The 20,752-nt window shown below is 61.2% G+C and carries 23 protein-coding genes; all 23 read right to left on the minus strand.

Annotated features, from left to right (window positions below; genetic code table 11):
* Positions 1-80: 80 nt before the first annotated feature.
* Positions 81-1,220 (minus strand): flagellar biosynthesis protein FlhB, encoded by a 1,140-nt coding sequence (gene flhB, locus GQX66_RS26830; protein ID WP_134022263.1) that lies wholly within the window; start codon positions 1,218-1,220, stop codon positions 81-83.
* Between the two features lie 3 nt (positions 1,221-1,223).
* Entirely contained in the window at positions 1,224-2,009 is a 786-nt protein-coding gene (gene fliR / locus GQX66_RS26835; RefSeq protein WP_102717471.1) for a flagellar biosynthetic protein FliR, read from the minus strand.
* Between the two features lie 3 nt (positions 2,010-2,012).
* Complete coding sequence (gene fliQ, locus GQX66_RS26840) at positions 2,013-2,282, minus strand: flagellar biosynthesis protein FliQ (RefSeq protein ID WP_007951951.1); 270 nt, start codon at positions 2,280-2,282, stop codon at positions 2,013-2,015.
* The gene (gene fliP, locus GQX66_RS26845) at positions 2,279-3,037 is read right to left on the minus strand and encodes a flagellar type III secretion system pore protein FliP (protein ID WP_039765605.1); all 759 of its coding nucleotides are present in this window, start codon (positions 3,035-3,037) and stop codon (positions 2,279-2,281) included. Before fliP ends, fliQ begins: the two co-directional genes overlap by 4 nt.
* Positions 3,037-3,495 carry a flagellar biosynthetic protein FliO gene (gene fliO / locus GQX66_RS26850; protein ID WP_085747106.1) on the minus strand — a complete coding sequence of 153 codons (459 nt, stop codon included), beginning with the start codon at positions 3,493-3,495 and terminating at the stop codon, positions 3,037-3,039. The genes fliP and fliO overlap by 1 nt, the downstream gene beginning before the upstream one ends.
* The gene (fliN, locus tag GQX66_RS26855; RefSeq protein WP_162831786.1) at positions 3,496-3,957 is read right to left on the minus strand and encodes a flagellar motor switch protein FliN; all 462 of its coding nucleotides are present in this window, start codon (positions 3,955-3,957) and stop codon (positions 3,496-3,498) included.
* A gap of 54 nt (positions 3,958-4,011) precedes the next feature.
* On the minus strand, positions 4,012-4,980 hold the full coding sequence (fliM, locus tag GQX66_RS26860) for a flagellar motor switch protein FliM (RefSeq protein ID WP_003222890.1): 969 nt from the start codon (positions 4,978-4,980) through the stop codon (positions 4,012-4,014).
* Positions 4,981-4,989: 9 nt separating this feature from the next.
* Positions 4,990-5,493, minus strand: a complete 504-nt coding sequence (fliL, locus tag GQX66_RS26865) for a flagellar basal body-associated protein FliL (protein ID WP_221533337.1) — start codon at positions 5,491-5,493, stop codon at positions 4,990-4,992.
* Positions 5,494-5,789: 296 nt separating this feature from the next.
* Entirely contained in the window at positions 5,790-7,151 is a 1,362-nt protein-coding gene (locus GQX66_RS26870; RefSeq protein WP_240872033.1) for a flagellar hook-length control protein FliK, read from the minus strand.
* A 105-nt stretch (positions 7,152-7,256) separates the two neighbouring features.
* The gene (locus GQX66_RS26875) at positions 7,257-7,604 is read right to left on the minus strand and encodes an Hpt domain-containing protein (protein ID WP_085747108.1); all 348 of its coding nucleotides are present in this window, start codon (positions 7,602-7,604) and stop codon (positions 7,257-7,259) included.
* Between the two features lie 30 nt (positions 7,605-7,634).
* Entirely contained in the window at positions 7,635-9,338 is a 1,704-nt protein-coding gene (locus GQX66_RS26880) for a fused response regulator/phosphatase (protein WP_102717469.1), read from the minus strand.
* Between the two features lie 5 nt (positions 9,339-9,343).
* Positions 9,344-9,643 carry an STAS domain-containing protein gene (locus GQX66_RS26885; protein ID WP_011333053.1) on the minus strand — a complete coding sequence of 100 codons (300 nt, stop codon included), beginning with the start codon at positions 9,641-9,643 and terminating at the stop codon, positions 9,344-9,346.
* A gap of 102 nt (positions 9,644-9,745) precedes the next feature.
* Positions 9,746-10,195, minus strand: a complete 450-nt coding sequence (gene fliJ, locus GQX66_RS26890) for a flagellar export protein FliJ (protein ID WP_007951935.1) — start codon at positions 10,193-10,195, stop codon at positions 9,746-9,748.
* A gap of 6 nt (positions 10,196-10,201) precedes the next feature.
* Complete coding sequence (fliI, locus tag GQX66_RS26895) at positions 10,202-11,560, minus strand: flagellar protein export ATPase FliI (RefSeq protein ID WP_085605786.1); 1,359 nt, start codon at positions 11,558-11,560, stop codon at positions 10,202-10,204.
* Positions 11,550-12,356 (minus strand): flagellar assembly protein FliH, encoded by an 807-nt coding sequence (gene fliH / locus GQX66_RS26900; protein WP_240872034.1) that lies wholly within the window; start codon positions 12,354-12,356, stop codon positions 11,550-11,552. The genes fliI and fliH overlap by 11 nt, the downstream gene beginning before the upstream one ends.
* A 4-nt stretch (positions 12,357-12,360) precedes the next feature.
* Positions 12,361-13,380 (minus strand): flagellar motor switch protein FliG, encoded by a 1,020-nt coding sequence (gene fliG, locus GQX66_RS26905; RefSeq protein WP_007958288.1) that lies wholly within the window; start codon positions 13,378-13,380, stop codon positions 12,361-12,363.
* Complete coding sequence (gene fliF, locus GQX66_RS26910) at positions 13,373-15,160, minus strand: flagellar basal-body MS-ring/collar protein FliF (protein WP_007958290.1); 1,788 nt, start codon at positions 15,158-15,160, stop codon at positions 13,373-13,375. Before fliF ends, fliG begins: the two co-directional genes overlap by 8 nt.
* A 15-nt stretch (positions 15,161-15,175) precedes the next feature.
* Positions 15,176-15,505 carry a flagellar hook-basal body complex protein FliE gene (gene fliE, locus GQX66_RS26915; protein ID WP_007958292.1) on the minus strand — a complete coding sequence of 110 codons (330 nt, stop codon included), beginning with the start codon at positions 15,503-15,505 and terminating at the stop codon, positions 15,176-15,178.
* Between the two features lie 128 nt (positions 15,506-15,633).
* Entirely contained in the window at positions 15,634-17,025 is a 1,392-nt protein-coding gene (locus GQX66_RS26920; protein ID WP_134022259.1) for a sigma-54 dependent transcriptional regulator, read from the minus strand.
* Positions 17,026-17,030: 5 nt separating this feature from the next.
* Entirely contained in the window at positions 17,031-18,224 is a 1,194-nt protein-coding gene (locus tag GQX66_RS26925) for an ATP-binding protein (protein WP_165369548.1), read from the minus strand.
* 128 nt (positions 18,225-18,352) lie between these two features.
* On the minus strand, positions 18,353-19,828 hold the full coding sequence (locus GQX66_RS26930; protein ID WP_003222863.1) for a sigma-54 dependent transcriptional regulator: 1,476 nt from the start codon (positions 19,826-19,828) through the stop codon (positions 18,353-18,355).
* Between the two features lie 172 nt (positions 19,829-20,000).
* The gene (locus GQX66_RS26935) at positions 20,001-20,297 is read right to left on the minus strand and encodes a hypothetical protein (RefSeq protein ID WP_007958300.1); all 297 of its coding nucleotides are present in this window, start codon (positions 20,295-20,297) and stop codon (positions 20,001-20,003) included.
* 10 nt (positions 20,298-20,307) lie between these two features.
* Positions 20,308-20,706 carry a flagellar export chaperone FliS gene (gene fliS, locus GQX66_RS26940; protein ID WP_007958302.1) on the minus strand — a complete coding sequence of 133 codons (399 nt, stop codon included), beginning with the start codon at positions 20,704-20,706 and terminating at the stop codon, positions 20,308-20,310.
* Positions 20,707-20,752: the final 46 nt, after the last annotated feature.

Below are 20,752 nucleotides of genomic sequence, written 5' to 3' on the forward strand. Positions count from 1 at the left end.
AGCAGGCAACACAGGTCATCAGGCATAAAAAAACCGCCACCGGATTTAACCGGATGGCGGTTTTTTTTGCTTCATCACCATCAGGAATCGCGCCGCAAATCCGGCGGGATCGGCAGGTCGTCCTTGAGCGGTTCCGGGAACTTGCCCTTGCCCGCGCGGTGCTGGCGGATCTGGTAGACGTAAGCCAAAACCTGAGCGACCGCCAGGTACAGGCCGCCGGGGATTTCTTCTTCCAGCTCCGTGGAGTAATAGATCGAACGCGCCAGCGCTGGCGATTCGAGGAGCATGACGTTGTTGGCCACGGCAATTTCGCGAATCTTCAGCGCCAGGAAGTCGCTGCCCTTGGCCAGCAGCATCGGCGCCCCGCCCTTCTCGGCGTCGTACTTGAGCGCCACGGCGTAGTGGGTCGGGTTGGTGATGACCACGTCGGCATCCGGAATCGCCGCCATCATCCGCCGTTGCGACATCTCGCGCTGAACCTGGCGAATGCGCTGCTTGACCTCTGGCCGACCTTCCTGGTCCTTGTGCTCGTCGCGCACTTCCTGCTTGGTCATCTTGAGCTTCTTGATGCTCTCCCAGATCTGCACGGGCACGTCGACGGCGGCGATGATGATCAACCCGCAGGCCAGCCACAGAGAGCTCCAGCCCACCAGTTGCAAGCTGTGAATGATCGCCCGGTCCAGCGGCTCGTGGGCGATGCGCAGCAGATCGTCGATGTCCGCATTGAGCACCACCAGCGCCACACCCAGCGTGATGAGGAACTTGGCCAGCGCCTTGAGCAGCTCGACCACGGCCTTCATCGAGAACATCCGCTTGAGGCCCGCCGCCGGGTTCATCCGGCTGAACTTGGGTGCCAGCGAACCGGCGGCGAACAGCCAGCCGCCCAGCGCGATCGGCCCGAGGAAAGCGGCCAGCAACAGGGTAATCATGATCGGCTGAATCGCCAGCAACGCCTGCAATCCGGAACTCATCAGGAACGTCGCCATCGAGCGCTCGTCCATGATCACTTCCCGCGACAGCGTGAAGTTCTGGCGCATCAGGTCCATCAATTCCTGCGCCAGCATCCCGCCAAAAATCAGCAGCGCGGCAGAGCCGGCGAGCATGATCGCCAGGGTGTTGAGCTCCTTGGAGCGCGCAATCTCACCCTTTTCCCGGGAGTCCTTTTTGCGCTTCTCCGTGGGGTCTTCTGTTTTGTCCTGACCGCTTTCGCTCTCAGCCATGACTCAGCGCGCCTTTGCCAGTTCGCGTAAAAACTGCAGGGCCTCAGTAGCCAGCGGTTGATACTGATTGAGAATGTCCGCCAACCCGACCCAGACGATGAACAGGCCGAGCACCAGGGTCAGCGGAAAGCCGATGGAGAAAATGTTGAGCTGCGGCGCGGCCCGGGTCATCACGCCAAAGGCGATGTTGACCACCAGCAGCGCAGTGACCGCCGGCAGCACCAGCAACAACGCGGCACCCAGTACCCAGCCGAGTTTGCCGGCCAGCTCCCAGTAATGCGTGGTCATCAACCCGCCGCCGACCGGCAGCGTGGTGAAGCTTTCGGTGAGCACTTCGAAGACCACCAGGTGCCCGTTCATCGACAGGAACAGCAAGGTCACCAGCATCGTGAAGAACTGCCCGATCACCGCCACCGACACGCCGTTGGTAGGGTCGATCATCGACGCGAAGCCCATGCCCATCTGGATCGCGACGATCTGCCCCGCCACCACAAAGGCCTGAAAGAACAACTGCAAGGAGAAACCCAGCACCGCGCCAACGAGAATCTGCTCGGCGATCAGCAGCAGGCCGCTGAGGTCCAGAGGACTGACCGCCGGCATCGGCGGCAGGTTGGGCGTGATCACCACGGTGATCGCGAAGGCGAAATACAGACGGATCCGCCGGGGCACCAGCGTGGTTCCGAAGACCGGCATCACCATCAACATCGAGGCGACGCGAAACATCGGCAGCATGAACGACGCCACCCAGGTACTGATCTGGGTATCGGTCAACTGAAGCAGCGATTGCATGGCTTAGCCGATGACCATCGGAATGTTTTTGTACAGCTGAGTGATGTATTCCATGAACGTCTGCACCAGCCACGGGCCGGCGACGATCAGCGTTACCAGCATCACCAGCAGACGCGGCAGGAAGCTCAGGGTCTGTTCGTTGATCTGGGTGGCGGCCTGGAACATCGACACCAGCAGGCCCACCAACAGACTCGGCACCACCAGAATCGCCACCATCATGGTGGTCAGCCACAGGGCCTCGCGAAAGATGTCGACCGCTACTTCTGGCGTCATGGCGATACACCTCCGAAACTGCTGGCCAGGGTGCCGATGATCAGCGCCCAGCCATCCACCAGCACGAACAGCATGATTTTGAACGGCAGGGAAATGATCAGCGGCGACAGCATCATCATACCCATCGCCATCAGCACGCTCGCGACCACCAGGTCGATGATCAGGAACGGGATGAAGATCATGAAGCCGATCTGGAACGCGGTCTTCAGTTCAGACGTCACGAAGGCCGGCACCAGAATCGTCAGCGGCGCAGCATCCGGAGTGGCGATGTCGGTGCGTTTGGACAGGCGCATGAACAGCTCCAGATCGCTGGAGCGGGTCTGGGCGAGCATGAAGTCCTTGATCGGCACTTGAGCCTTTTCCACCGCCTGCTGGGCCGTCAGCTTTTCCGCGAGGTACGGCTGCAAGGCATCGTTGTTCACGCGGTCGAACACTGGTGCCATGATGAACAGCGTCAGGAACAGTGCCATGCCGGTGAGGATCTGGTTCGACGGTGTCTGCTGCAAGCCCAGGGCCTGACGCAGGATCGAGAAGACGATGATGATCCGGGTGAAACTGGTCATCAGGATGACGGCGGCCGGAATGAAGCTCAGCGCCGTCATGATCAGCAGGATCTGCAGGCTGACCGAGTACTCCTGCGCGCCCTCGGCGTTGGTACCCAGAGTGATCGCCGGGATCGACAACGGATCGGCGGCGAATGCCAGCGGCGCGGCCAACATCAAGGCCAGGGTCAAGACGATGCGCAACGCACCCATTACTTCTTATCCTTCTGATCCTTGCCGAGGATCTTCAACAGATGCTGGGCAAATTCCGGAGTCGCTTTGTCGGCGGTGCTCGGCACCTCGACCGGCTCTTTGAGCACGTGCAACGCAGTGATGGTTCCGGGGCTGAGACCGAGCAGAATCTGCTCGTTGCCGACCTGCACCAGCATCAGACGGTCACGCGGCCCGAGCGCGCGGGAGCCTATCAGCTCGATCACCTGGCCCTTGCCGGCGGGACCTGCCTGCTGCACCCGGCGCAACAGCCAGGCGAGGAAGAAGATCAACCCCAGCACCAGCAACAGACCCAGCACCAGTTGCGTCAGCTGTCCGGCCACGCCGCTGTTGACGGCCGGCGCAGCAGTGGCCGCTGTTGCCGCCACTGGCTCGGCCGCCAGCACGCTGAACGGCAAGGCCAGCGCCAGACCGAACAAAGCCCCCAGAACCTTTTTCACTCAGCGCAGCTTCTTGATGCGTTCGCTCGGGCTGATCACGTCAGTCAGACGGATGCCGAACTTTTCGTTGACAACAACCACTTCACCGTGAGCGATCAGGGTGCCATTGACCAGTACGTCCAGCGGCTCGCCGGCCAGACGATCGAGCTCGATCACCGAACCCTGGTTGAGTTGCAGCAGGTTGCGGATGTTGATGTCGGTGCTGCCCACTTCCATCGAGATCGACACCGGAATGTCGAGAATCACGTCCAGGTTCGGACCGTCGAGGGTCACCGGGTCGTTGTTCTTCGGCACGCTGCCGAACTCTTCCATCGGCAGACGGTTGGAGCTCGAAGCACCTGCATCGGCGGCCAGCAGCGCGTCGATGTCGGCCTGCCCGGCTTCACCGGTTTCTTCCAGGGCGGCAGCCCATTCATCGGCCAGTGCCTGATCGTCCTGGGTGTTCATATCGTCGTTCATCATTTGTCCTCGGCGGGCAAAAAACCGGTAAAAGAATCAGGGAGTGAGGGCGCCGCTTCAGCGGCGCTCGATCGGCTCGATCACCTGCAACGCAAGGTTGCCTTTGTGCGAGCCCATCTTGACCTTGAAGGCCGGCACGCCGTTGGCGCGCATGATCATGTCTTCCGGCATCTCGACCGGAATCACGTCACCCGGCTGCATGTGCAGGATGTCGCGCAGTTTCAACTGGCGGCGAGCCACGGTGGCACCGATCGGCACGTCGACGTCGAGCACGTCCTGGCGCAGGGCGTTGACCCAGCGCTCGTCCTGGTCGTCGAGGTCCGACTGGAAACCGGCGTCGAGCATTTCGCGCACCGGCTCGATCATCGAGTACGGCATGGTCACGTGCAGATCACCGCCACCGCCGTCGAGTTCGATGTGGAACGTGGAAACCACGATCGCTTCGCTCGGACCGACGATGTTGGCCATGGCCGGGTTCACTTCCGAGTTGATGTACTCGAAGTTGACTTCCATGATCGCCTGCCAGGCTTCTTTCAAATCGACGAACGCCTGCTCCAGCACCATGCGCACCACGCGCAGTTCGGTCGGGGTGAATTCACGCCCTTCGATCTTGGCGTGACGGCCATCGCCGCCGAAGAAGTTGTCCACCAGTTTGAACACCAGTTTGGCGTCGAGGATGAACAGCGCGGTGCCGCGCAGGGGTTTGATCTTGACCAGGTTGAGGCTGGTCGGCACGTACAGCGAGTGCACGTATTCGCCGAACTTCATCACCTGTACGCCACCGACGGCAACGTCCGCCGAGCGGCGCAGCATGTTGAACATGCTGATGCGGGTGTAGCGGGCAAAACGCTCATTGATCATTTCCAGAGTCGGCATGCGTCCACGGACGATGCGATCCTGGCTGGTCAGGTCGTAGCTTTTGACACTGCCGGGTTCGGCAGCGTTATCGGTCTGTACCAGACCATCGTCGACGCCATGCAACAGCGCGTCGATTTCATCCTGGGACAGCAGATCCTGCACGGCCATGTCGTGTTCCTACTGCAGTACGAAATTAGTGAAAAGCAACTGTTCGATCACCACTTTGCCCAGCTCTTTCTGCGCCACTTCCTGGACGCTGGCTGTGGCCTTCTGGCGCAACATCTCTTGACCGACCGGGGTCGCCAGCGTGGCGAAATCCTGACCGGAGAAGAGCATCACCAGGTTGTTGCGGATCACCGGCATGTGCACTTTGAGCGCTTCCAGATCCGCCTGATTGCGCGCCAGCATGGTGATGCTCACCTGCATGTAGCGCTGACGGCCGTTCTGGTTGTAGTTGGCCACGAAGGCCGGCGCCATCGGTTCGAAAATCGCCGGTTGCTTGCCGACCGGAGCCGCTTCGGCCGCCGCCGCAGGCTTGCTCTGGGCACTGTGCATGAAGAACCAGGTCGCCCCCACAGATGCGCCGATGGCCAGCAGCAACCCGAGCACGATCGCAATGATCATCTTGAGTTTGCCTTTGGTTGCGGGGTCTTTTACTGCTGCAGCTTCGCTCTTCGCCATGCCAATAATCCGTCACTAATCGGGTTTTCACAGTCGCACGGCAAGGCAAGAGCAAGTGTTATGCCAGAAGTATAGGTAGTAGCGGAGACAACGCTGAAGTCAAAAGCAACCCTCACCCCAGCCCTCTCCCGGAGGGAGAGGGAGCCGATCGAGTTGTCTTGTTGTGATATATCGACCTGAGGCACCGAGTCGACTTGGATTCAGCCCAAACAATCAGGTTAGCGAGCATCTCAAGCATCCCCAATCAGTTCCCTCTCCCTCCGGGAGAGGGCTAGGGTGAGGGGCTTTTGATTTGATCAGGCGTAGTAGTCGACGGCGCTGGAGCCGATCACGTGAGTGGCCGTGGCCGCCGCTTCAGCCACGGCTGTCGGCGTCAACTCTTCTTCAGCCGAATCCAGGCGACCGCCGGCTGCGCTGGTGCGACCGCCCTGCCCCTGCTGCGCCTGTTCCTGGCCTTGACCCTGCCAGCCACGGTTCTGGTCGGACACGTTGACGTCGACCTGCCCCATGCCTTGCTGATTGAACATGTCCCGCAGGCGGTGCATCTGACCGTCGAGGGCTTCACGCACGCTCGGATGCGCGCTCATGAAGGTCACCTGGGTTTGCTGGTCCGGGACCATGTTCACCCGGATATCCAGACGTCCGAGCTCGGCCGGTTGCAACTGGATGTCAGCCGCTTTCAGGTTGTTGCTCGACAGGTACATGACCCGGTTGACTACTTCTTCGGTCCAGCCGTTCTGGTGCATGGCAATCGGCTGGTTCACCGGCACCGCGTTGGCGGTTTTCGGCGTGGCAGCCTGGGTCAGCGCCGCCAGACGGTTGGCGAAATCATCGACACGAGTGTCGCTTGTGGCGGTCTTCAGGTCTTTCAGGCCGTCATCGATCAGGCCGCTGAACGCCTTCTCACCGCCCTGACTGGTGCTGTCCTTGTCAGCCTGCACATCGAGCATGCTGGCCATGCCGGCAGCGAAGGTCTGCGCCGAGGTCAATTCGCCGTCACCCTGAGTCTGGGCCGGGGTGGCCTTGGGCTGGGACTGACTGGAAGCGGAAATGTGACCACTCTGCTCCATGGCCATGCGCACGGCAGGCAGCGAATCCAGCGGATCCGCCTCGGGGTCGAAAGCAGGATCAGTGGCCGGCGCCGGATCCTTGACCATACCCGGCAATGCCGCCACGGCAGGTTGATCGGTTTCCGGTTTCGCAGCGGTATCGACGACAGGGGTGACGGCTACCGGTGCGGTAACGACAGGTTCTACCGCCACCACAAGTGCCGGATCCACCGGTGCTGTGTCGACAACAGGAGTCGTTGCGGTATCGGCAGTCTCATCATCAGTAGCGGTCTTGTCGTCCGTTGCCGCCGTCGCCGATTTGTCGGCGGGCAAGGCTTTGCCGCTATCGGCAACCGCCGGCTCCGGGGCGGCAGACTGATCCTTGCCGAGGTCTTTCTTGCCGCTGTTGTCGGCGACCTTGTCACGGGCAGGTTTTGCCGAATTGTCGACGCTCACCGAGGGCTTGTTCGGGCCTTGATCGGCGAACACCTGAGCGAAGCTGGAGGCCTTGTCCCCGGGCTCTGCGGCCACTGCCGATGATTTGGCCGAGGCAGCTTGCGCCTTGGCCTGGGCGGCGGTCTGAAGAAGAATGTTGGGGCTTGCAGGCATGGCACGGTCTCCGCTGCACTGGGATCGTAGGTACAGTTGGGATAGATGACTGCAAGTGCCGGGCCAGTTTCGCCAGAATTCCGGCAAAACCGCCCGACGGCAGAATCAGTGCGTCAGCGAGCGCTGCCGCTCGGCGACATAAACGGGCCGCACATCGGCGAATTCGCTATGGATGTCGGCGACCAGTTTGATGATTTCAGAAGGGCTTTTGTCTTTGGCATGCTGTTCCAGCTCCTGGCACAGCACCGCAAGACGGGTCGCACCCATGTTGCTGCTGCTGCCCTTGAAGCTGTGCGCAACGGAAGACAATGCGTCGGCATCGGCAGTCTGCTGCAACTCCCGCAGGCGATTTTCGGAATCGGCAAGAAAGGTATCCAGCAGTTCCGGATAGCTGTCTTCCATCACTTCCCGCAGCACGCTTAGCGCTTCGTGGTCCACATGTGTATCAGCCACTTGTTCACTCCTTGATCAAGAATGCGCGGATTATGCCAGAGCCTCCCAGAAAAACTCCACGCGAGCACTGCGACCATCGTCTGACCAGCTGGCATTACGCGCCAATTGCCGGATCAGACTGACTCCGCGCCCCGACAGACGGACACCGTCGAGCGGCCGCTCCATCACGCGCGAGACATCGAATCCCTGGCCGCTGTCTTCGACCCGCACCACCAGACAACCGCCCTCGCCTTCCGGCCGCACCTGCAAATGCACGCGCACGTAACCATCCTGCAAGGCCTCGAGACGCGCATTGCGTTGCTCATAATAACGGGCGAAACCCGATGCATCGCGCTTGAGGCTCGAATCCAGTCCCAGCACGCCATGCTCCAGCGCGTTGGAATAAAGCTCGGCCAGCACGCTGTACAGTGCGCCACTCTGCGCCCGCAAGCCATGCACCTCAAGCAGCAACTGCAAGAGATAAGGCAGCGGATTGAAGCGCTTGAGCGTGGCACCGCGAAATTCGAAGCTCACCGACCAGTCCAGCGGACACGACTGACCACTGTCGGAATACACCGGTGCCGATGGATTGACCTGCGCCATTTCCAGCAGGCTGACCTCGACCATGCTCACATCGTCCCGGGCCTCACCGCGAAAGTCCTGCAAGGCCTGCTCGATGTCCTCGAACAGCCGATCCGGCTGGCGATTGGCGGCGAACACCTGGTGCAAGCGCTCGACACCGAACAACTGATCGTTGGCATCGCAGGTGTCGATGACCCCGTCGGAGAGCAGAAACACCCGATCGCCCACCGCCATCGAGTGAACCTCGGTGCGGTCATCGAAGGTCTGCGGGCTGAGCACGCCCAGCGGCAGATGCCGAGCCGCCAGCGGCTTGCGCTCCCCGGTAGCCAGGCAATGCAGATAACCGTCGGGCATGCCGCCGTTCCAGACTTCCACCGAGCGCCGCTGAAAACTCAGGCACAACAGCGTCGCGCAACAGAACATGTCCACCGGCAGGATGCGCTTGAGCTTGGCGTTCATTTCCCGAAGGGTCTCGGCCAGACCGTAACCCTTGGCGGTCATGCCATAGAACACCTCGGCCAGCGGCATGGCGCCGACCGCCGCCGGCAAGCCGTGACCGGTGAAGTCACCGAGCAACACATGCATGTCGCCGGCAGGCGTGTAGGCCGCCAACAGCAGGTCGCCATTGAACAGCGCATAGGGTGATTGCAGGTAACGGATATTCGGCGCGCTCAGGCAACCGGAATGCGCGACCTTGTCGAATACAGCCTTGGCGACCCGCTGCTCGTTGAGCAGATAGTCGTGATGCTTGGCGATCAGGTCGCGTTGCTGAAGAACCGTGGCCTGCAAACGCCGCAAGCGATCCATCGCCTTGATTTTGGCGGCGAGAATCACCTGGTTGTAGGGCTTCGCCAGAAAGTCGTCACCGCCAGCCTCAAGGCAGCGGGCCAGCGCTTCACTTTCCGTCAGCGACGTGAGGAAGATGATCGGCACCAGATTCTCACCCGCCAGGTTCTTGATCTGGCGTGCGGCTTCGAACCCGTCCATCACCGGCATCATGGCGTCCATCAGCACCAGATGCGGCTTTTGTCGAATAAATGCCTCGACCGCCTCCGCACCGTGGGTGGCCGTCAGCACTTCATGCCCCTGACGACGGACGATGGTCGACAACAACAGCCGGTCAGCGGCGCTGTCTTCGGCAATCAGGATCGTCAGCGGCTCTTGCGGCTGCATGGCCGTCAACTGATGTCGAACAGTTTGTCGAAGTTGGAGATGGCGAGGATTTTCTTCACGTCGGAACTGCTGTTGACCACGCGGATTTCCGAGTCGTCACCGCCGACATGATCACGCAGCAGAAGCAGCATGCCGAGCGCCGAACTGTCGAGATAGGTCGCCTCTTTGAGGTCGACAATCACAGATTCGGGCTGCTCTTTTTCGTAGGATTGGCGAAATTCCTGATGCTTGGCGAAATCGAATCGCCCCTTGACCGAAATCGTCAGTTTTTTCTTGTCCGCAGACACTTCTGTAACGACTGACATGTACTGGCTTCCTTGTCATTTGACGAACCTGTACAAGGTTTAGCACCTGAAGGGGCCATGGGCAAGGCGCGATGGCGTCGGGATCTGTGCGAGATCTGCCCGTCAAAACGCCTCGTGGCGCGGCAAACGCTGAGACAACTCGTCCAGCAGCTTCTGTTCGCGCTTGTCTTCGGCGCGCTGCGCTTCATCCAGATAACGTTGTACAAGCTTGCGCAGACCTTCGACCCGGGCGAATGCCTGCTGCCAGGCATCGCGGGCCTTGTCCAGATTGTTCTGGTGCCATTGCAGACTCTGGCGCTGCTGATCGACGGCGGTGTCGAGTTGCGCCAGAAAGCCCTGAAAACCCAGCAGCCACTGCCCGGACACGCCGGTGCTGCCGCGTACGATCCACTGCTCGGAGTAATCCAGACGAAAGGCATGCAGGTCGGCGAGCTTGCTCTCGGCCACCTTCACCTGCCCCTGAAAGTAACCCAGGCGTTGCACGGCGGTTTTCTCGGCCTTCTCGGCCATGTCCACCACCGGCGCCAGACGCGCGGCTCGACTCAGGGCCATGACCGGTTACCCGCCGGCCGCCGGGGCGAAAATCGTGCCGAGATACGCTTCGCTTTCACCCAGGCTGATGTTGTCGTTGAGACCCTGACGCAGGTATCTGACCAGTTGCGGCTGCAGATTGATGGCAAGGTCAGTCTCGCGGTCACCGCCCGCGACATAGGCGCCGACGCTGATCAGGTCGCGGCTCTGTTGATAGCGCGACCACAGCTGCTTGAAGTATTGCGCGCGCTGCATGTGCTCCGGCGACACCACCGCGGGCATTACCCGGCTGATCGAGGCTTCAATATCGATGGCCGGGTAATGGCCCTCTTCGGCCAGGCGTCGCGACAGCACGATGTGGCCGTCGAGCACACCACGCGCCGAGTCGGCGATCGGGTCCTGCTGGTCATCTCCTTCGGACAATACGGTGTAGAACGCGGTGATCGAACCCCCGCCCTTCTCCGCATTACCGGCGCGCTCCACCAGTTTCGGCAATTTGGCAAAAACCGACGGCGGATACCCCTTGGTCGCCGGCGGCTCGCCGATGGCTAGGGCGATTTCCCGCTGGGCCTGGGCGAAACGGGTCAGGGAATCCATCAGCAACAGGACGTTCTTGCCCTTGTCGCGGAAATACTCGGCGATCCGCGTGCAGTACATCGCCGCGCGCAGACGCATCAGCGGCGCATCGTCCGCCGGCGACGCCACCACCACGGAACGCTTGAGGCCTTCTTCACCGAGGATGTGTTCGATGAATTCCTTAACTTCTCGACCCCGCTCACCGATCAGGCCGACGACAATGATGTCGGCCTCGGTGAAGCGGGTCATCATGCCGAGCAGCACCGATTTACCGACACCGGTACCGGCGAACAGACCCAGACGCTGGCCGCGACCGACCGTCAACAAACCGTTGATGCAACGGATACCGACGTCCAGCGGCACGCTGATCGGGTCACGGTTGAGCGGGTTGATTGTCGGGCCGTCCATCGGCACCCAGTCTTCGGCCTTCATGCCGCCCTTGCCGTCCAGCGCACGTCCGGCGCCGTCCAGCACGCGACCGAGCATGCTCATGCCCATCGGCAGGCGACCCGTGTCGGCCAGCGGCACCACGCGGGCACCCGGGGCAATGCCAGCCACACTGCCGACCGGCATCAGGAACACCTTGCTGCCGGAGAAGCCCATGACTTCGGCTTCAACCTGGGACGGGTGATAGGTGTCGTCGTTGATCACCATGCAGCGGGTGCCCATGGCGGCGCGCAGGCCTTCGGCTTCAAGCGTCAGGCCGACCATGCGCAGCAGGCGCCCTTCGAGAATCGGCGCACCGGCGATTTCGGTGGCCTCGGCGTAGGTGCTCAGGCGCTTGGCGAAACTGGTGCGTTCAAGGCGCATCGGGGGCGTCCGCGAGCGGCTCATCTGCGACCGGTGCCGGTTTTGGCGACTCCGGCAGATCCAGACTCAGGTCCGGCGCGGCCGGGTGCAGGGCCTGTTCGTGCAACTGGTCGAACAGCTTGGCCATGACCTGGCTGACGCGGGTTTCGATGCTGGCGTCGATCCGGCTGTGGTCGGTCTCGACCCGGCAACCGCCCGGCAGCAGGGATTCGTCTTCGACGATGCGCCAGGTTTCTTCATGACGTTCGCGCAGAGCTTTGACCTGTTCGAAATCCTGTGGATTGACGTACAGCCGCACATTGCCCACGCCCAGCGGCAGCAGCTTGAGGGCGTCGCGCATGACGTGTTCGATCTGCGTCGAGTCGATGGCCAGTTCGCGCTGAATCACCTGCTTGGCGATGTGCTGCACGAGGTCGACCAGTGACTTTTCGATCTGGGTGTCTTGCTCGGCGATGGGCTCGAACAGGTGGCCCATCAGCTGCTCAAGGCTGTTGACCTTGGCCGTCAGGACCACTTCGGCTTCCTGGCGCACCTTGAGGGTGGCGCTGTGAAAGCCTTCCTTTTCGCCGATGGCGAAGCCTTCGTTGTAGGCCTCCTGACGGATGCTTTCGAGCTCTTCCAGAGTCAGTGGCTGGACTTCCTCCAGCGGCACCTCTTCCATTTCCGGCGGTTCAGGCTCCGGTTCCGGCTCGGGCTCAGGTTTCGGCGGGTCGAAGCTGGGCAACGCCCAAGATTCGAAACCACGGACGTCCCGGGCACGGATCAGGTCCGTCACATCGTCGTCATGCTTGTCCATGGGCTTAGATCATTTCCTCGCCGCCCTTGCCACCGAGCACGATTTCTCCGGCTTCGGCCATACGGCGGGCGATGGTGAGGATTTCCTTCTGCGCGGTCTCCACGTCGCTGACGCGCACCGGGCCCTTGGCCTCGAGGTCGTCGCGCAGCAGTTCGGCGGCACGCTTGGACATGTTCTTGAAGATCTTCTCCTTGACGCCTTCGTCCGAACCCTTGAGGGCCAGCACCAGCACATCGGAAGACACTTCGCGCAACAGCGCCTGGATCCCGCGGTCGTCGACATCGGCCAGGTTGTTGAACACGAACATGAGGTCTTCGATCTGACCGGACAGGTCTTCGTCGACTTCGCGGATCGAGTCCATGAGCTGGCCTTCGATCGAGCTGTCGAGGAAGTTCATGATGTCCGCCGCCCGCTTGATGCCACCCAGGGTGGTGCGCGAGGCGTTCGAGTTGCCGGAGAACTGCTTCTCGAGGATCTGGTTCAATTCTTTCAGCGCGGCCGGCTGCACGGTGTTCAACGACGAGACGCGCAGGATGATGTCCAGACGCACCTTGTGGTCGAAGTTGCCCAGCACTTCACCGGCCTGATCCGGATCGAGGTACGCGACCACGATCGCCTGGATCTGCGGGTGCTCGTAACGGATCACGTCGGCAACGGCGCGCGGCTCCATCCATTTCAGGCTGTCGAGGCCACTGGTGTTGCCACCCAGCAGAATGCGGTCGATCAGGCCGTTGGCCTTGTCTTCACCCAAAGCCTGGGTGAGCATTTTGCGCACGTAGTCGTCGGAGCCGACGCCCAGGCTGGTCTGATCGCCGACGATGTCGACGAACTCGCTCATGACCTGCTCGACCTGCTCACGGTGGACGTTGCCCATCTGGGCCATGGCCACGCCGACTCGCTGAACCTCTTTGGGGCCCATGTGGCGCAGCACTTGTGCGGCATCGGTCGAACCCAGGGACAGCAGCAGAATCGCGGCTTTATCGACCCGGGACAGTTTGGCGACGGCGGCTCGGTTATCACTCATCTGCGTTAATCCACTCTTTCACGACCTGGGCCACACGACCCGGGTCTTCTGCCACCAGACTCTTGATTGCGTTCAACTGAGCGTCATAACCCTCGCTCGGGCTCGGCAGCAGAATGCTGGTCGGGCCGCCGAGGCTGACGCGATCGTTGGACAGTTCACCATCCAGACCGCCCATGCCACCGAGTTCCATGTCGCCGCCGAGACCGGCCAGCTCCTTGCTTTTGCCGCCACCGGTGATGTTGTTGAGCACCGGACGCAGCACGCCGAACACCAGCACCAGGATGAACAACACACCCAGCACTTGTTTGACGATGTCCCAGAACCATGGCTGGGAGTAGAACGGAATGTCGGCGATCACTTCGCCGCGCTCGGCGGAGAACGGCATGTTGATCACGCTGACGCTGTCGCCACGGCTGGCGTCGAAGCCAACGGCGTCCTGTACCAGACGAGTGAAGCGCGCCAATTCGTCGGCGCTCCACGGCGCACGGGTGGTTTCGCCGTTGGCCGGGTTGATCTTGACCTGATCGTCCACCACCACCGACACCGACAGGCGATTCAGGCGACCCTGCTGCTGTTTGGTGTGGCTGATGGAACGGTCGAGCTCAAAGTTCTTGGTGGATTGTTGACGCTTGTCCGCCGGGTACGGCGCGAGCATCGGCTGGCCGGTGGCCGGGTCCATGATCTGCTGACCGTTGGCATCAACCAGTGGCTGACCTGGCTGCACCATGCTCGCCGGCGCGGCTGCGCCACCGGTGGTCTGCGGCGCCGAAGCGGGCGACGGTGGCTGGTTACTCAGGGCACCCGGCACACCTTGCGGGCCATTGCTGGCGGTGCGTTGTTCGTTGACCGACTGTTCGCTGCGCAGGGCCGGTTGATCCGGGTTGAACTGCTCGGCGGTCGATTCGACGGCACTGAAATCGACGTCGGCCGAGACTTCAGCCTTGTAACGATCGTTGCCCAGTACCGGTTGCAGAATGTTGTGCACGCGCTGGGTGAGCATGCTTTCCATGCGACGGCTGTAGTCGAACTGCTTGCCGGCCATGGTCATTTCGGAGTTTTCCGCCTGATCCGACAGCAGGTTGCCCTTCTGGTCGACGACGGTGATCTGCGATTTGCTCAGCTCGGGAACGGAGGTTGCCACCAGATTGATAATGGCAACGACCTGACCTGGCTCCAGCGAACGACCGGAGTACAGCTCGACCAGTACCGAAGCGCTTGGCTTGCGCTCGTCACGCACGAACACCGAGCTTTTCGGGATCGCCAGGTGAACGCGCGCGCCCTTGACGTTGTTCAGGCTGGAAATGGTGCGGGCCAGTTCGCCTTCGAGGCCGCGACGATAACGGGTCGCTTCCATGAACTGGCTGGTGCCCAGACCCTGTTCCTTGTCGAGGATTTCAAAACCGATGTTGCCGTCGCTGGGAGTGACACCAGCGGCCGCGAGCTTGAGCCGCGCACGGGACAGGTCATCGGCCTTGACCAGCAAGGCGCCGGAATTCGGTTCGACGGTGTAGGGAATGTCGGCGGAGGCCAGGGTGTCCATGACCTGCTTGGCGTCCATGCCGGCAAGGCTGCCGTACAGAGGCCGGTAGTCCGGTTGCTGCGACCACAGCACCACGGCAAAGCCAATCGCCACGCTCGCGGCCAGGCCGACCAACAGGCCCACCTGACGCAGCACGGTCATCTCGGAGAGGTTTTCCAGGAAGGACAGGCCGAACAGCGGCGGTTTGCCGTCTATCGGGGTGGCCTTGGCCGGAACGTTATCGGCGACTGCTTCTGCCATGACTCAATCTCGTCCTTAAACCGGCATCTGCATGATGTCTTGATAAGCCTGAACCAGCTTGTTGCGCACCTGGGTCAGAGCCTGGAACGACACGCTGGCTTTTTGCGAGGCAATCATCACGTCCGTCAGATCGACGCCGCTCTTGCCGATTTCAAATGCGTTGGCCAACTGAGTCGACGCCTGCTGGGTATCACTGACTTTGTTGATGGCCTGACCGAGCATGTCGGAAAAGCTGCTGCCTGCCACTTCAGGGGCAGCGGCAATCGATTTCGGCTTCGACATGGCGTCCATTTGCATGGCCTTCATGTCCATCATCAACCGATTAAATTCAATACCTTGGCTCATGGTCTACTCTCTTGGGCGGCCCGCAATTTTTTGACACTCACTCGGCGGGTACTCAGGTGTTAGCAACAACGGTGCCAGCTCATGGGCACCGCTTTCAGAAAAGCCGTTTCAAACGTTTGCGCCACCCGTCAGGTGGCGAACAGGTAGCCTTCGACATCCATGCCCGCATCGCGCATTTGCGCCAGTTTGTAACGCAGGGTGCGCGGGCTGATGCCGAGTTTTTCGGCGGCTTCCTTGCGTCGACCGCGTTCGGTACGCAGGGTGTCGATGATCATCTGGAACTCGCGGCGACGCAGGTCATCGCCCAGCGCACCGGCCGAATCCGCCTCGATTTCGACTTCACGAATGACCGGCGCAACCGGCACAACCGACGGCAACGGGGCGAACAGCGCAGGCCCGGAGAGACAGAAATCCTGCGGCTGGATCAACCCGCCCTGCTGGAGAATCAAGGCCCGCTGGACCGCGTTATCCAGCTCGCGCACGTTGCCCGGCCACGGATAACCGATCAGGCACGCTTGCGCCTCGGGCGAGAACTTCGCCATCGCGTGCTTCATTTTATTGACGTGTTTGGCCAACAGACGCTCGGCCAGCGGCAGGATATCGGCGGTGCGCTCGCGCAACGGACGCCAGGCCAGCGGAAATACCGACAGACGATAATAGAGGTCTTCACGGAATCGCCCCGCCGCGACTTCGCCGGCCAGATCACGGTTGGTGGTCGCTACCACGCGGATATCCAGAGTGATCGGCTTGCGGGCGCCGACCCGCTCCACTTCCCGCTCCTGCAACACCCGCAGCAGCTTGGCTTGCAGGCCCAGAGGCATTTCGGAAATTTCGTCGAGCAGAATGGTGCCGCCGTCCGCCTGTTCGAACTTGCCGGCCTGGGCCGCGATGGCGCCGGTGAACGAGCCTTTTTCGTGACCGAACAGGGTGGCTTCGAGCATGTTGTCGGGGATCGCCGCACAGTTGATCGCAATGAACGGCTGACTGGCGCGATGGGATTGCTGGTGGATGTAGCGCGCCAGCACTTCCTTGCCGGTGCCGGACTCGCCGGAAATCAGCACGGTGGAATCACTGCGCGCGACCCGCGCTGCCAGATCCAGCAATTGAGCGCTGGCGGGCTCGACCGCGACCGGGCCTTCGGTATCACTCACGCCAAGGCTGCCCAAGGCGTGACGCGCCACCAGATCCAGCAGAGCCTTGGGCTCGAACGGCTTGACCAGATAATCCGCCGCGCCTTGACGCATCGCATCGACCGCGCGCTCGACCGCGCCATGGGCGGTCATCAGTAGCACCGGCAATTGCGGTTGTCGCGCGCGCAGCAGGCCGAGCAATTGATGGCCGTCCATGCCCGGCATGTTGACGTCGCTGACCACCAGACTGAACGCTTCGCGCTCGACGGCGTTCAGCGCCTCTTCGGCCGAACCCACCGCGTGATAGTCGTGACCGGCCAGCAACAGCGTATCGGCCAGCGCTTCGCGCAACGAGCGGTCATCCTCGACCAGCAGAACCTTGATGCCCATGACCTTCACTCAGCTCCCTGTACAGCAGAAAACAACGGCAGGATGACCTGCGCGCACGTACCGCGCCCGACCCGCGAACGCAGCTGCAATTCTCCCTGATGCGCACGTGCCACGGCCTTGACCACGGTCAGGCCCAGGCCGGTCCCGGTAACCTTGGTGGTGAAAAACGGCTCGCCCAGCCGCGCCAGCACCGCCGCATCAATACCGCTACCGCTGTCACTGACACACAAACGCAGGGTGTTGTCGCGGGTATAGCAATGCACCTTCAGACGTACCTCGCCGGCACTCGCCTGAATGGCGTTTTCAATCAGATTGAGCAAAGCGCCGACCAGCGTGTCGCGATTGCACAGCAACTCACCGGCATGGCTGTCGCACTGCCAGCGGATCGGCAGATCCTGCACATGGGTCAGCGCCGCGGCCTGCAACGACTGCATCAAGGTATTGGGCGTGATGCGATCAGTCAGCGGCAATTCTCCGCGAGCGAACACCAGCATGTCGCGCACCTGATGCTCGAGCTCGTGCAGACGCTCTTTGAGGCGACCGGCGAAACGCTGCTGGGTGGCGACCGGCAGTTCCTGCTCGGTCAAATGACTGGCGTACAGCAAGGCGGCGGACAACGGCGTACGAATTTGATGAGCCAGCGAAGCGACCATCCGACCCAGGGAAGACAGTCGCTCGTGGCGCGCAAGCTGATCCTGCAAGTGACGGGTCTCAGTCAGGTCGTTGAGCAGCACCAACTGCCCCGGCTCGGCATCCAGCGAGCGGGTGGCAATCGACAGGCGTCGACCGTTCTTCAAGGAAATTTCGTGGCCGTCATCTTCACGAGGCGCGAAGCAACGGGCGATGACATGGCGCCACAGCTCGCCTTCCAGAGGCAGGCCCAGCAGATCGATGGCGGCCGGATTGGCCTCGCACACAATGCCGTGACCGTCGATGACGATGACGCCACCGGGCAACAGATCGAGGAGGTTTTGCAGACGGTTGGCCAGGCGTTCTTTTTCCGCCAGTTCCTGCATGCGTTGGGCGCTGACTACGGCCAGCTCGCCCTTGAGCTCGGTGACCCGGGCTTCGAGCATGCTGTAGGAGTCGGTCAACTGGCTCGACATCTGGTTGAACAGGGCGAATGCCTGCTCAAGCCCCTGGCGGCTCGCCTGCTCTACGGACGGCAGTTGCCCCGAGGACTCGGGAACAGAAGACATCTGGGAGGCTTGGGGCATTGTGCTCTCTCGCTTGGCTGACCGTCAGTTAAACGGAACGTTGCGAGGGACGTAGCAATACCCGTGCCTAAAAAAAACCGCTTATAAATGAAACAGTTGAAAAACAGGCGTCAATCATCCGCCTGTTCATCACCTTCACGACGGCTCATGCCGTACTTGCGCATCTTTTCCACAAGCGTGGTGCGGCGAATGCGCAGGCGTTCGGCGGCGCGGGCAACGATGCCGTTGGCGTCGTCCAGCGCCTGCTGGATCAAGCCCTGCTCCAGACCACCGAGGTAGTCCTTCAGGTCGAGACCTTCCGGCGGCAGCATGGCGTTGGCGGTGAAGTCCGGCGTGTGGCCGTTGATCGCCACGCGCTCTTCCAGGTCGCTGCGCAGGCTGTCGACCATTTGCTCGTCTTCGTCGTCGACGTAGCGGAATTTCTTCGGCAACTCGACCACGCCGATCACCCCGTACGGATGCATGATCGCCATGCGCTCCACCAGGTTGGCCAGCTCGCGGACGTTGCCCGGCCAGCCGTGGCGGCAAAGGGACATGATGGCGGCGGAGTTGAAGCGGATCGAACCGCGCTTCTCGTGCTCCATGCGCGAGATCAGCTCGTTCATCAGCAACGGAATGTCTTCGACGCGCTCACGCAGCGGCGCCATCTCGATCGGGAACACGTTCAGGCGATAGTAGAGGTCTTCGCGGAAGGTGCCGATCTCGATCATGCTTTCGAGATTCTTGTGAGTCGCGGCGATGATGCGCACGTCGACGCTTTGGGTCTTGTTGCTGCCCACGCGCTCGAAGGTGCGCTCCTGCAACACGCGCAGCAGTTTGACCTGCATCGGCAGCGGCATGTCGCCGATTTCGTCGAGGAACAGCGTACCGCCGTTGGCCAGCTCGAAGCGGCCGGCACGGCTGGTGATCGCGCCGGTGAAGGCGCCCTTCTCGTGGCCGAACAGTTCGCTTTCCAGCAACTCGGCCGGGATCGCCCCGCAGTTGACCGGTACGAATGGCGCGTCACGACGCTTGGAATGGTAATGCAGGTTGCGCGCAACCACTTCCTTGCCGGTCCCGGACTCGCCGAGGATCAACACGCTGGCGTCGGTGTCGGCCACTTGCTGCATCATCTGACGCACGTGCTGAATCGCGCGACTGGTGCCGACGAGACTGCGGAACAGGTTGGGTTCGCGATGACGGCCGCGCTCGCGGGCCTGGTCGTACATCTCGCGATAGACCTGGGCACGGTGCAGGGAGTCCAGCAGCTTGCTGTAGCTCGGCGGCATTTCGAGGGTCGAAAGTACCCGGCGGCGTTGGTCTTCGGGCAGGTCCACCGAAGAATTATCGCCCATCAGCAAAACCGGAAGGAACTCATCCCAGGTTGAGAGTGTCTTTAACAGGCCCAAAAGCGCACCAGGAGCATTGACCGTCCCGATCAGTACGCAAATGACCTCACGACTAGACGACAAAGAGCCGACTGCCTGCTGCCAGTCATGGCTTCCGCAGGGTAAATTTTCTTCGCCAAGAAAATTTAAGATCACCGCCAGGTCGCGGCGGCGGACGCTATCGTCATCGATCAGCAGAATTTTGGTTTCACGCCACATGCAATAGCAACTTCCCTAGTCAACTCAATGCCCAAAATGAGGGGCAAGCGAGACGCTTGCAGGACACCTTGTGCCTGTAGACGCCTGAAATCTGAAAACAGCCACTAGTTAAGTCAAAAAACCGTGCACAGTCAAATTTATGGCGCACATGTCTGGATTAACTGGGGGTTAATTAACCAAACAGATGGTAAACCTTTGCCGCGTTCTGCGCTTGGGTGATCTGCGACATCTCGTCGACTATCGCCTGACGCTCACCCATGGCGACTTCAAGCAGCTGCTTGTAAACATGCAGCAACTCCTCGAGGTTGTCGCGCAATGCGACCTCGTCCACCGAAGCCTCACTCAAGACATCTTCCATGCAGGAACGGCAATCGAGATCCAGTTGACCGATGGCCTCCCAGTTGCGCTCGGCCAGTGCTCCGACCAACGCTGCCCGGGTTTCTTCGATTCGCTGCAATACAAGACTCATGGTGATCTCCTCAGAACTGCGGAGCGGGCGCAGGCGCGATCGCATCCCAGCCTTCTTTGACGGTGCTCAGCAAGCCGGCAACCTCATCAAGAATACGCGGATCGCTACTGATGTTCGCCTCGGCGAGACGCTTCATCATGTAGATGTAAAGACCGTCCAGATCAGCCAGCGTATCCGCGGAATTTTCCAGATCCAGTCCTTCACGCAGCCCGCTGACGATGCCGATGGCCTTGCTGATCGACGTGCACTTGGCAGGAATGTCCTTGCGCTCGATCGCACCTTTGGCCTGGGCGATACGGTCCAGACCGCCTTCCATCAGCATTTGCACCAGGCGATGAGGGCTCGCTTCAGAGGTCTGAGCGTGCGCACCTACTTTCTGGTATTGCCGAAGGGCTAACATCGGATTCATGTTCTACCTCATTTGCCACAATGACTCGTATGAACAGTGTATCGCC

It is taken from the genome of Pseudomonas sp. B707, from assembly GCF_022496685.1.
In the GTDB taxonomy this organism is placed as follows: domain Bacteria; phylum Pseudomonadota; class Gammaproteobacteria; order Pseudomonadales; family Pseudomonadaceae; genus Aquipseudomonas; species Aquipseudomonas paraglycinae.